General features: G+C 64.2%; 10 protein-coding genes. 4 read left to right on the top strand and 6 right to left on the bottom strand.

All coding sequences use genetic code 11. The features are described from left to right. Positions 1-110: 110 nt before the first annotated feature. Positions 111-1,166, bottom strand: coding sequence for a phosphate ABC transporter substrate-binding protein PstS (gene pstS, locus UNPF46_RS26960; protein WP_142252013.1), 1,056 nt, complete (start codon positions 1,164-1,166; stop codon positions 111-113). A gap of 399 nt (positions 1,167-1,565) precedes the next feature. Here pstS and UNPF46_RS26955 point away from each other — a divergent pair, with 399 nt between their 5' ends. The 4 genes from UNPF46_RS26955 (at position 1,566) to UNPF46_RS26940 (ending at position 5,797) form a co-directional block, all read left to right on the top strand. Further along, positions 1,566-2,417: a 3-hydroxybutyryl-CoA dehydrogenase gene (locus tag UNPF46_RS26955; RefSeq protein WP_100175475.1), complete on the top strand. Its 852-nt coding sequence runs from the start codon at positions 1,566-1,568 to the stop codon at positions 2,415-2,417. A 139-nt stretch (positions 2,418-2,556) separates the two neighbouring features. After that, positions 2,557-3,021: a group III truncated hemoglobin gene (locus tag UNPF46_RS26950; RefSeq protein ID WP_142252012.1), complete on the top strand. Its 465-nt coding sequence runs from the start codon at positions 2,557-2,559 to the stop codon at positions 3,019-3,021. Between the two features lie 265 nt (positions 3,022-3,286). Continuing rightward, on the top strand, positions 3,287-3,940 hold the full coding sequence (locus tag UNPF46_RS26945) for a QcrA and Rieske domain-containing protein (RefSeq protein WP_100180991.1): 654 nt from the start codon (positions 3,287-3,289) through the stop codon (positions 3,938-3,940). A 129-nt stretch (positions 3,941-4,069) separates the two neighbouring features. After that, the gene (locus UNPF46_RS26940) at positions 4,070-5,797 is read left to right on the top strand and encodes a methanol/ethanol family PQQ-dependent dehydrogenase (protein WP_142252043.1); all 1,728 of its coding nucleotides are present in this window, start codon (positions 4,070-4,072) and stop codon (positions 5,795-5,797) included. 82 nt (positions 5,798-5,879) lie between these two features. Here the strand turns inward: UNPF46_RS26940 and UNPF46_RS26935 are convergent, their stop codons facing one another. The 5 genes from UNPF46_RS26935 to UNPF46_RS26915 all read right to left on the bottom strand — a co-directional run bounded on the left by UNPF46_RS26935 (position 5,880) and on the right by UNPF46_RS26915 (position 11,329). After that, positions 5,880-6,137: a hypothetical protein gene (locus UNPF46_RS26935; RefSeq protein ID WP_100175473.1), complete on the bottom strand. Its 258-nt coding sequence runs from the start codon at positions 6,135-6,137 to the stop codon at positions 5,880-5,882. 72 nt (positions 6,138-6,209) lie between these two features. Next, positions 6,210-8,522, bottom strand: coding sequence for a xanthine dehydrogenase family protein molybdopterin-binding subunit (locus UNPF46_RS26930; protein WP_142252011.1), 2,313 nt, complete (start codon positions 8,520-8,522; stop codon positions 6,210-6,212). A 1-nt stretch (position 8,523) separates the two neighbouring features. Beyond that, positions 8,524-8,976 carry a (2Fe-2S)-binding protein gene (locus UNPF46_RS26925; RefSeq protein WP_094891237.1) on the bottom strand — a complete coding sequence of 151 codons (453 nt, stop codon included), beginning with the start codon at positions 8,974-8,976 and terminating at the stop codon, positions 8,524-8,526. 645 nt (positions 8,977-9,621) lie between these two features. Continuing rightward, the gene (gfa, locus tag UNPF46_RS26920) at positions 9,622-10,185 is read right to left on the bottom strand and encodes an S-(hydroxymethyl)glutathione synthase (protein ID WP_142252010.1); all 564 of its coding nucleotides are present in this window, start codon (positions 10,183-10,185) and stop codon (positions 9,622-9,624) included. Between the two features lie 34 nt (positions 10,186-10,219). Next, positions 10,220-11,329, bottom strand: a complete 1,110-nt coding sequence (locus UNPF46_RS26915; protein ID WP_142252009.1) for an S-(hydroxymethyl)glutathione dehydrogenase/class III alcohol dehydrogenase — start codon at positions 11,327-11,329, stop codon at positions 10,220-10,222. Positions 11,330-11,343: the final 14 nt, after the last annotated feature.

Genomic DNA, 11,343 nt, shown 5'->3' with positions numbered 1-11,343 from the left:
GGGGCTTTCCTCGCAGCAGGCCGATCACAGAATACTCACGTGGAGCAGTTTGCAAACCCAATTCGGCTGGAATTCAACGCCGCGGGCGGGAGGACGCGGCCTGTTCGGCATCAACGCTTGCCAGTGGCCGATGCCGAAACCGTCGAAGCCGTCGCAATGCTCTCCCGCCAATAGCGCTCGATCTGCTCAATCAAGGCGGGAGGGAGCGGAACGTAGTTGAGCGTCTGGGCCTCGGACTTGCCGTTCTCGAGTGACCAGCGGACGAAGTCGATGACGGCCGCGGAGCGCTCCGGATGTTTTGCTGTCTTCGGCATCAGCACGAAGGTCGTGGCCGTGATCGGGTAGGCGTCTTCGCGGGGCGCGTCGGTGAGGACCAGGTGAAAATCCTGCTCCGCCTTCCAGTTCGCGCTCGATGCTGCGGCCTGGAATGATGCGGCGTCGGGCACCACGTAATTGCCGGCGCTGTTCTGCACGATGCCGAAGGAAATCTTGTCGAGGCGTTGCAGCGCGTGGGTGTATTCGAGATAGCCGATCGCGCCGGGAATGAGACCGACGAGCGAGGCGACGCCGTCATTGCCCCGGCCGCCGAGGCCGAGCGGCCACTCGACCGACGTGCCTTCGCCCACGCTTCTCTGCCATTGCGGACTGACCTTCGAAAGATAGTTCGACCAGTTGAATGTGGTGCCGGAGCCGTCGATGCGATGGACCACCGTGATCGGGACCTTCGGCAAGCTGATCTCGGGATTGATCGCCGCGATCGCCGGATCGTTCCAGGATTTGAGCTTGCCGAGGTAGATGTCAGCGAGCACCTGCCCGGTGAAGCGGATCTGGCCGGGCTTGACGCCGTCGATATTGACCACGGGGACGACGCCTCCGATCACGATCGGGAATTGCATCAGGCCGAGCCTGTCGAGCTCCTTTGGGCCGAGCGGCATGTCGCTGGTCCCGAAATCGACGGCGTCGGTCTTGATCAGGCTGAGGCCGGTGCTCGAGCCGACCGCTTGATAGCTGACGCCGTTCCCGGTCTTCGCCTTGTATGCGTTGGTCCATTTCGTCATCACCGGCGCCACGAAGGTTGAGCCGGCTCCTTTGATCTCGGCTGCCAGGCCTTGGGTTGCGACGAGCAGGACGGCGAGGACGATGGGGAGTGCAATATGTTTCTTCATGTGCGCAATGCTAACGGGGTGGACTTGAGGCCGATGTGGTCGATCTCACAATCGCGCCGCGAGGCATTCGCGCGGGCCATTGCGCCTCAACCTCATCACGCCGGTCGCGGCGCCGCGTCATCCGATTGATGTAAATCGACGACGGCCGAAGCGCGTTGGAGCAGCCGTCCACCCGCCGCGAGGCTTCCGGGCGGGGCGAGGCGGGATTCGGGGCAAATCGCCGCCGGGCGGCCAAATCGGGCCTTTTCGGGCCCGGCGGCGGCTTTATTCCGGCCATGGATGCTTTAAGGAGAGGGCGGATCAGGTCGCCGCCGCCCGCCGGCGGTGCTAGACCCTGACGCAGGAACAATGGGCCGTGCCGTGCCGGCACGCCCGCAAGGATGAGAAGGATATGAGGCAATGATCCAGACCGTTGGCATCATCGGGGCAGGGACCATGGGGAACGGCATCGCGCAGATCTGCGCGGCGGCCGGGCTCTCGGTCGTGATGGTCGACATTTCCGATGCGGCCGTGAACCGCGGGCTCTCGACCGTCGGTGGCAGCCTCGAGCGCCTGGTCAAGAAGGAGAAGATGTCGGCGGCCGATCGCGAGGCGACGCTCAAGCGCATCACCGGCACCACCGACCGGGCCAAGTTGTCGGATTGCGACCTCGTCATCGAGGCCGCCACCGAGAACGAGGAGCTCAAGGTCAAGATCCTGAAGGACCTCTGCGCGACGCTGTCGCCGCGCACGCTGGTTGCGACCAACACCTCGTCGATCTCGATCACCAAGCTTGCTGCCGCGACCGATCGGCCCGACCGCTTCATCGGCATGCACTTCTTCAATCCTGTGCCGGTGATGGCGCTGCTGGAGTTGATCCGCGGCCTGCAGACCTCCGACGACACCCATGCCAAGGCGCTCGATTTTGCCAAGCGCGTCGGCAAGGTGGCGATCACCGCCAAGAACAGCCCGGGCTTCGCCGTCAACCGCATCCTGTGCCCGATGATCAACGAGGCGATCTTCGCGCTCCAGGAGGGAATCGCGACGGCGGAGGAGATCGACGCCGGCATGAAGCTCGGCTGCAACCATCCGATCGGACCGCTGGCCCTGGCCGACCTCGTCGGGCTCGACACCATGCTTTCGGTGATGGAGGTCTTTTACAAGGGCTTCAACGACCCCAAATACCGGCCGGCGCCGCTGCTGAAAGAGATGGTCGATGCCGGCCATCTCGGTCGCAAGACCGGACAGGGCTTCTACAGCTATAGCGCCTGATCAGGGCGGCCGGCGGCGGGCCTGATCGCGCCCGCCGCCGGATCCCGCACTTTGCGCTGTGACAAAGACGACACGCGCAATTGGCCCGACAATGTCGAACGGGCGGCCCCGCGGGAACAACGGAACGGACACTGAGCATATGTCGGATCGACTGAAGGCCGAGCGCGAGGCGGCGGCCGCGCGGCGGAACCTGTTGACCCAGGATGCGATCGAGCGGACCGGGATCAGCGAGGAGATGATCGGGGAACTCGTCACCCGCTTCTACGGACGCGTGCGCGAGGATGCTGAGCTGGGGCCGGTGTTCCGCGTCGTGCAGAACTGGGACGAGCATCTCGCCAAGCTCAAGGATTTCTGGTCCTCGGTCGTGCTGATGAGCGGCCGCTATCACGGCTCGCCGATGCGGGCGCATCTGCCGCTGAGCCTGACGGGCAATCATTTCGATCGCTGGCTCGATCTGTTCGAGCAGACCGCGCGCGAGGTCTGCCCACCGCCGGCGGCTGCGCTGTTCATCGACAAGGCGCGTCGCATCGCCGACAGTTTTGAAATGGCATCGGCGACCGTCGCCGGTTCTATCGCCGCGCCGCGCCACGTGCTCAGGTCCTGACGACACGACCCGCTGCCCGCAAAATATGCAGATGCATCGCGCGGCGTTTGCGCACCGCAATGGGTAGCGCGCTGCACCAATTCCGACATCATCGGTCTGATCTGCAAAATCATCATGCCGATCGCGCGGCGTGATGTTGAATTTGTGAAAACGCGTTTGAATACGTTCATTGTCGCTCAATCAAAGCGAGCAAAGCCATATTGATGCACTGCGGCGCCAATTCTCCGCCTTGTTTTCGGCAGAGTTCCAGCGCCTGCTTGTGGACATGTCCCGCGCATCGTTCACGACCAATTCCTCATCTTCCGAGAGCACCACGGAACCTGAAGCCGACGCGCGCGCCGAGCAGACGCGGCGAACGATCCTGCTTGGCGCAATCGCCACCACCGCCTGCCTTGGTTGTTCCGCGCACGCACGCGCGGACGAAGATCCGCCTGGGTCCGACGAGCGGCCCCAGAAAGGCGATGTGCTCGTCTTCTCCGAAGGCGACAAGGAGGGGAAGCTCATCACCGCGGCCGACCTGCCCGCCGGCGGGCCGCCGGTGCATGCCTGGCCGAAGGATCCCAAGACATCGGTGGTGCGCAGCGCCTCCCGGCTCAACGAGATCCTGATCATCCGGCTTGATCCCGCCGAGCTCGACGACAAGACGCGCGAGCGCGCCGTCGACGGCATCATCGCCTATTCGGCGATTTGCGCTCATGCGGGCTGTCCCGTCACCGCCTGGGTGAAGAGCGATGTCGGTGACAAGGAGGTGTTCAAGTGCATGTGTCACAACTCCGAATACGATCCTCGTGCGAGCGCACAGGTGGTGTTCGGGCCGGCGCCGCGACGGCTCGCCGCGCTGCCGCTGGCGCTCGCTGACGGCTCACTCAGTGTCGCCGGCAACTTCATCGGAAAGGTAGGTGGCGCGCAGCCGGGATGATGGACGGTGCGGGATATGCCCGCGTCACGAGAGGCCGCATCCGCCGATGGGCGGACGGCGGGACGAACGACAAGAATTCAACACAAGAATTCAAACGGATGAAAAAGGGGAACGTCCATGAAAACTTTCATGACCAGGAAGCAATGGTACCTGTCCGGCTTCGTCGCTTTTGCCTGCCTGGCTTCGACCGCCGCCACGGCTGGCCCGATCGAGAGTTATTCGCCGGTCACCGCGCAGCGGCTGGAGAATCCAGAGCCAAGCAACTGGATGCTCTATCGGCGCACCTATGACGGCCACGGCTACAGCCCGCTCGACCAGATCAACACCTCCAATGTGAAGAATCTCACGCCGGTCTGGACCTTCGCCACCGGCGTCGTCGAAGGCCACGAGGCGCCGCCGATCGTCAACAACGGCGTCATGTTCGTGGCGACCCCGATGGGGCAGGTGATCGCGCTAAACGCGAAGACCGGCGACGAATACTGGCGCTACAAGCGGCAGCTTCCCGACGATCTGTTCCAGCTGCACCCGACCAGCCGCGGCGTCGGCCTCTGGGAGGACAAGCTCTATCTCGCCACCACCGACGACCACGTCGTCGCGCTCGATGCCAAGACCGGCAAGGTGGTGTGGGACACCAAGGTGCAGGACTACAAGAAGGGCCAGTACATGACCCTGATGCCGCTGATCGTCGACGGCAAGGTCATCGTCGGCGGCTCCGGCGGCGAGTTCGGCGTGCGCGGCTACGTCGCCGCCTATGACGCCAAGGACGGCAAGGAGCTGTGGCGGACCTTCACCATTCCCGGCGAAGGCGAGCCGGGCCATGAGACCTGGCAGGGCGACGACTGGAAGAACGGCGGCGGCTCGGCCTGGATGACCGGCAATTACGACAAGGACACCAAGACGATCTATTGGGGCGTCGGCAACGCCGCGCCGTGGCCCGGCGAGACCCATCCAGGCGACAATCTCTACACCTCCTCGGTGCTCGCGCTCGATCCAAACACCGGCAAGATCAAGACCCATCACCAGTATCACCAGAACGATTCCTGGGACTGGGACGAGGTCGAGGCGCCGATGCTGATCGACCTGCAGCGCGACGGCCGCAACATCAAGAGCCTGGTCCATCCGGGGCGCGATGCGATCTTCTGGATACTCGAGCGCACGCCAACCAAGATCAACTACGTCGCCGGCTGGCCGTTCGTCTCCACCGACGTCTGGAAGGGCATCGAGCCCGAGAGCGGCAAGCCGATCGTCGATCCCGCGCACAAGCCGGTGATCGGCAAGCGCGTCGAGTTCTGCCCGTCGCTGTGGGGCGGCAAGGACTGGCCGTCGGCGGCGTACAGCCAGAAGACGGGTCTCGTCTACGTGCCCGCCAACGAGAATTTCTGCGGCGGCTTCACTGGCGAGAAGGTCGCCCTCAAGCCCGGCGAGCTCTGGCTCGGCACCAAGCCGGAGGACATCGGCTTGAAGACGAAGCCGGGCGCCGACCATTTCGGCGAGCTGCAGGCCTGGGATCCTGCGACGGGCAAGAAGGTGTGGCAGCACAACTTCCCGAAGTCGCAGCTGTTCGGCTCGGTGACGGCAACCGCAGGCGATCTCATCTTCGTCGGCGGCACCAATGACCGCAACTTCCGCGCCTTCAACGCCAAGACCGGTGAGCTGCTCTGGGAGCAGAAGACCAACTCCGGCATCATGGGCATGCCGGTTTCCTATGAGATCGACGGCACCCAATACATCGCGATCCAGTCGGGATGGGGCGTGGACGCCCAGCGCATCCAGGATGCACTGGTGACCAACAACATCGGCATCGAGGCCAATGTGCCGCAAGGCGGCGTGGTCTGGGTGTTCGCGCTCAAGAAGTAGCTCCGCGGGCGGATCGAGAGAAGGCGGAGCAGCAGGGGGGTGGCGAATGCGGCGGACGGCAACGTCCGCCGCATTCTTGTTCCTACTTCCCCGTCCGCTCCACCTTGTCCTTTTCCTTCTGGTTCATCTCCTGAACCTTGGGATCGGGATTGTGCTGGCCCGTGGTCTGCGTGGTCGAGGCGGGCGGGGCGTTGGCGTTCGGCAGCGAGTTCTGGTCGGGCGTGGCGGGGCGCGTGGCCGTGGTCGGCGGCGTCGTGTTGCCCTGGGCGAACGCGCCTGCGGCCGTCAAAAGAAAGGCGCCCGACAGCGACACTGCGAGCGCCTTTGAGATGTTGGTCATCGATCTGCTCCTGTCAGATCGATGGAAACGGCGCGAGACGGCTTGTGTTCCGTCTCGCGCCGCTGTTCCGTCTCACGCCTCCAATTGCTTACCGATCGGCAGCGAGCGGATGCGTTTTCCCGTCGCCGCGAAGATCGCATTGATCAGCGCCGGCGCAAATGGTGGGACACCGGGCTCGCCGACACCGCTCGGTGGCGTGTCTGAATTGGGCGGCACGATGTAGACGTTCGTCACGACAGGAGATTCGTCGATCCTGACGACCTGGAAGTCGTCAAAATTCTTCTGCTGCACCTTGCCGTCCTTGAAGCTGATCTCGCCGTATTTGGCGAGGCTCAGCCCCATGATCGCGGCGCCCTCGATCTGCGACGCGATACGCTCGGGGTTGACATAGGTGCCGCAATCGATCGCGGTATCGACCCTTGGCACCGACAGCTTGCCCTTGTCGTCGACGGCGACCTCGACGATGGTCGCGATATAGCTGACAAAGCTGCGGTGCACGGCAATGCCGAGACCGTGGCCCTTCGGCACCTTGCGGCCCCATTCGCCCTTTTCGGCGACCAGTTCGACCACCTGGCGCAGGCGCGCGGTGTCGATCGGGTAGCTGTCCTGGGGCTCACCGTAGTTCCAGAGGTCCTTCACGTTCGGCTTGACGATGCGGGGCGAGCCGATCAGCTCGAGCAGCATGTCTTTCTGGTCGCGCCCTGTCGCTTGCGCGATCTCGCCGACCATCGACTGCACGGCGAAGGCGCGCGGAATGTTCGAGACCGAACGGAACCAGCCGATGCGGGTATGCGCGGCTGCTTCCGGATTCTCGCAGGAGATGTTGGCGATCTCGAACGGCATGTCGGCGAGACCCATGCCGATCTCGAACGGCGCCTGGTGCACCGTGCCGGCGGCAAAGGTCGAGGCGATGCTGGGCGCCACGCTGCGGTGGCGCCAGGCGATCACCTTGCCGCTCTTGTCGAGGCCGGCCTCGATCCGCTCGGCCGAGACGGTGTGCAGGAAGCCGTTCTGGATGTCGTCCTCCCGCGTCCACTGCACCTTCACCGGCGCGCCGAGCTCCTTCGACAGCAGGGCGGCCTCGAGCGCATAGTCGCATTTCGACTTACGGCCGAACCCGCCGCCGAGCAGGGTCACGTTGACGGTGACGTTGCCTTCGGGAATGCCGAGCGTCTTGGCGACGTCGTCACGGGTTCCGCCCGGGCTCTGCACCGGCGCCCAGATCTCCGCCTTGTCACCCTTGACGTCGGCGACCGCCACCGGCGGTTCCATGCTGACATGAGCAAGATGCGGGATGTAGTACTCGCCGACGATGACCTTGTCGGCGCCCTTCAAGGCCGCATCCGCATCGCCCTCCTGGCGCACGACGAGGCCCGGCTTGCGCGAGGCCTCCTCGAGCTCCTTGCGGAAGGCGACCGAGTCGTACTTGCCGTTGGCGCCGTCGTCCCAGACCAGCTTCAATGCGTTGCGACCCTTGATCGCCGCGCCGGTGTTGCGGGCGATCACCGCGACGCCGCCGAGCGGCTGGAACTTCGACGGCCACGGCCATCCCTGGACCTTCATCACCTTCTCGACGCCCGGGACCTTCAACGCCGCGTCTGGATCGAACGAGACCAGCTTGCCGCCGGTCACCGGAGGGCGTGCGATCACAGCATATTTCATGCCGGGAAGCCGCACATCGGCGCCGTAACGCGCCTTGCCGGTGGTGATGTCGTGGAGATCGACGATGCCGATCTGGCCCTTGGTCAAATAGCGGAAGTCCTTGGCGTCCTTGAGCTTGAGACCTTCGATCGCGGGCACCGCTTCCTTGGCGGCATCAGCGGCAAGCTCGCCGAAGCCGAGCTTGCGGCCGCTGGCGCTGTGGACGACCTCGTGATTGACGGCCTTGACCTCGGTCGCCGGCACGCCCCAGCGCTTCGCCGCGGCCTGCTCCAGCATGGTGCGGGCCGAAGCGCCGATCTGGCGCATCGGAAGCAGATAATGCCGCGTGCTGCGCGAGCCGTCGGTATCCTGGTTGCCGAACTTCACCTCGTCGCCATGGGCCTGCTGCACCTTGACCCTGGACCAGTCGGCTTCCATCTCCTCGGCCACGATCAACGGCAGGCTGGTGCGCACGCCGGTGCCCATTTCGGAACGGTGTCCGACGATGGTGACGATGCCATCAGGTGCGACCGAAACGAAGACGCGCGGATCGACCACGACGCCGTGCGGCATCTTTCCGGCGCCGGTCTCATATGCAAATGCCTGGCGCGTCATCACGGGGGCGGCGAGCACGAAGCCGCCAGTGATGCCGAGCCCCTTCAGGATGCTGCGGCGTGAGACCTTCTCGACCTTGACTTGCTTTTCGAACCCACGGAGCTTGCCGGGATTGTCGATGAAATTCATGTCACACTCCCGTCGATGCGAGATGGACCGCGTTCTCGATGCGCTGGTAGCAACCGCAGCGGCAGATGTTGCCGGACATCGCCTCGCGGATCTGGTCATGCGAGGGCTTCGGGTTGTCCATCAGAAGCGCGGCGGCCTGCATGATCTGGCCGGCCTGGCAGAAGCCGCATTGCGGCACGTTGACCTGACGCCAGGCCTTTTGCACCGGATGATCGCCATTCGGATGCAGTCCCTCGATGGTCGTGACCTCGCGTCCGGCAACGTCGTTGATCGACGTGATGCAGGAGCGCACCGCTTCCTTGTCGACGATGACGGTGCAGCTGCCGCACAGGGCCTGGCCGCAGCCGAATTTGGTGCCGGTCAGCCCGGCCTCGTCACGCAGGAACCAGAGTAGCGGGAGATCCGGGTCGCCGTCCCAGCTCTGTTCCTGGCCGTTGATCTTCACCTTGATCATGATCATCCCTCGCTCTTCATAAGCATGCCAAATTCAAAACGCGCCGATGGGCGCGCAGCGCAGTGCCAGTTGTGTCGTGTCGTCGCATCCCGGCCCGCGATCCCGCGCGGGCAGATCCCGGCAGGAGGCAGGAACGCGAATCTCGATGTCCGGATGTGTTCGATACCTCCCGTGCTTGTTCTTGGTTGATTGTATTTCGCGCGGCATCGTGACGGCCGACCCTAGCAGAGGTCGCACCGGCCCGGCGTTCACAGCCGGGTGTTCTCACCGGGAAAAGATTGCATCGATGGTTTGTCAAAAGCAGGGCGCGGCATCACGCCGCGTGATCCGCGCGTTCGCTGACGGCAGGTGCAACGAAAAAGGCTTCGTCCGCCAGAAAGACTGCGCGGACGAAGCAGGATGCCTCAGTCGAGGGAGGGAGAAACGCAGCGGGCCGGGGACTTCAAGTCGGAAGTTGGCGGCACTGCGCAGTCATTCAGAGACCAGGACTGAGGAGCTGATGCCCTCACAGACGCGTGGTACGAAGCGGCGGCATCGCCGCCAGAGTCTTAAAGTGCGGAGCGGTCCGGCTCGCTGGCGGAGGTCGTCGCCAGCGAGCCGGGGAGGTCTGGCCGAAGCTCGGGCCCGGCCAGCTCAGAGGCTTTCCTAAGCAGCCTTGGCTTTCGCCACGTGGGTCGCGATCGCGTCCATCAGTGCCGGTGACAGGCAATCATAGGGCTCGAGCCCGATTTCCTTCAGCCGCGAACGGATGCCCGCCATCTGCTCCGGCTTCACGCCGGATTCGATCACGGAGGAGACGAAGGCGGCGAATTGCGGCGCCTGCGAGCCCTGCTCCTGGAACAGCTCGGGATGGATGAAGTCGAGACCGTAGAACGGGTGGTTCTTGTTCTCGATGCGACCGTACATATGCGTGCCGCAGGCCTTGCAGGCGTGGCGCTGGATCACCGCGGAGGGATCGACGATCTGAAGCTTGTCGCCGTTCTCGAGCACGGTGACGTTCTGGCGCGGCACCACGGCGACGACGGAGAACGTCGCGCCCTGGGGCTTCCAGCATTTGGTGCAGCCGCAGGCGTGGTTGTGGGCGACGTCGCCCTTGATGCCGACTTTGACCTGATGGTCCTTGCATTTGCAGACCAGGGTGCCGCCGGCGAAGCTGCCGCTGCCCTGTTTGAGGCCGTTGTCGATCGATGGATGGAGTGCAACAGTCATGGGTCGATCCTCCTTGGGGGTGACGTCTTCCGGTTCAGTACACGACGACGGAACGAATGGATTTGCCCTCATGCATGAGGTCAAAGCCCTTGTTGATCTCTTCGAGCTTGAGCACGTGGGTGATCATCGGATCGATCTGGATCTTTCCGTTCATGTACCAGTCCACGATCTTCGGCACGTCGGTACGGCCGCGCGCGCCACCGAAGGCGGTGCCGCGCCAGTTGCGCCCGGTGACGAGCTGGAACGGACGGGTGGCGATCTCCTTGCCGGACTCGGCAACACCGATGATGATCGAGGTGCCCCAGCCGCGATGGCAGGCCTCCAGCGCTTGGCGCATCACGGTGGTGTTGCCGGTGCAGTCGAAGGTGTAGTCGGCGCCGCCATCGGTGAGGCCGACGAGATGCTGGACGATGTCGCCGGTGATCTTCTTGGGGTTGACGAACTCCGTCATGCCGAACCTGCGGCCCCAATCCTCCTTGGCATCGTTGATGTCGACACCGATGATCTTGTCGGCGCCGGCCATCTTGGCGCCCTGGATGACGTTGAGGCCGATGCCGCCGAGGCCGAACACGACCACGTTGGAGCCCGGCGTGACCTTCGCGGTGTTGACGACGGCGCCGACGCCGGTGGTGACGCCGCAGCCGATGTAGCAGCTCTTGTCGAAGGGGGCGTCCTCGCGGATTTTGGCGACCGCGATCTCCGGCAGCACGGTGAAGTTCGAGAAGGTCGAGCAGCCCATGTAGTGGTAGACCGGCTTGCCCTTGTAGGAGAAGCGGCTGGTGCCGTCGGGCATCACGCCCTTGCCCTGCGTCGCGCGGATCGCGGTGCACAGATTGGTCTTCTGGCTGAGGCAGCTTTTGCACTGCCGGCATTCCGGCGTGTAGAGCGGGATGACGTGGTCGCCCGGCTTCACCGATGTCACGCCCGGGCCGATCTCGCGGATGATGCCGGCGCCCTCATGGCCGAGGATCGACGGGAAGATTCCCTCGCTGTCGAAGCCGTCGAGCGTATAGGCGTCGGTGTGGCAGATGCCCGTCGCCTTGATCTCCACCAGGACCTCGCCGACCTTCGGGCCTTCCAGATCGAGCTCGACGATCTCGAGCGGCTTCTTGGCTTCGAAAGCGACGGCGGCACGTGTCTTCATTGGTAACTCCTCAG

Source organism: Bradyrhizobium sp. UNPF46, assembly GCF_006658625.1.
GTDB lineage: Bacteria > Pseudomonadota > Alphaproteobacteria > Rhizobiales > Xanthobacteraceae > Bradyrhizobium > Bradyrhizobium nitroreducens.
The sequence above is the reverse complement of the archived record's forward strand: the minus strand, read 5'-3'. Positions and strand labels throughout refer to the sequence as shown.

Bases quoted from the DNA above. Each gene is read 5' to 3' on its own strand.
- UNPF46_RS26945 (WP_100180991.1), top strand. From the start codon at position 3,287: ATGTCCCGCGCATCGTTCACGACCAATTCCTCATCTTCCGAGAGCACC.
- UNPF46_RS26950 (WP_142252012.1), top strand. From the start codon at position 2,557: ATGTCGGATCGACTGAAGGCCGAGCGCGAGGCGGCGGCCGCGCGGCGG.
- pstS (WP_142252013.1), bottom strand. From the start codon at position 1,166: ATGAAGAAACATATTGCACTCCCCATCGTCCTCGCCGTCCTGCTCGTC.
- UNPF46_RS26935 (WP_100175473.1), bottom strand. From the start codon at position 6,137: ATGACCAACATCTCAAAGGCGCTCGCAGTGTCGCTGTCGGGCGCCTTT.
- UNPF46_RS26925 (WP_094891237.1), bottom strand. From the start codon at position 8,976: ATGATCAAGGTGAAGATCAACGGCCAGGAACAGAGCTGGGACGGCGAC.
- UNPF46_RS26915 (WP_142252009.1), bottom strand. From the start codon at position 11,329: ATGAAGACACGTGCCGCCGTCGCTTTCGAAGCCAAGAAGCCGCTCGAG.
- gfa (WP_142252010.1), bottom strand. From the start codon at position 10,185: ATGACTGTTGCACTCCATCCATCGATCGACAACGGCCTCAAACAGGGC.
- UNPF46_RS26940 (WP_142252043.1), top strand. From the start codon at position 4,070: ATGACCAGGAAGCAATGGTACCTGTCCGGCTTCGTCGCTTTTGCCTGC.
- UNPF46_RS26930 (WP_142252011.1), bottom strand. From the start codon at position 8,522: ATGAATTTCATCGACAATCCCGGCAAGCTCCGTGGGTTCGAAAAGCAA.
- UNPF46_RS26955 (WP_100175475.1), top strand. From the start codon at position 1,566: ATGATCCAGACCGTTGGCATCATCGGGGCAGGGACCATGGGGAACGGC.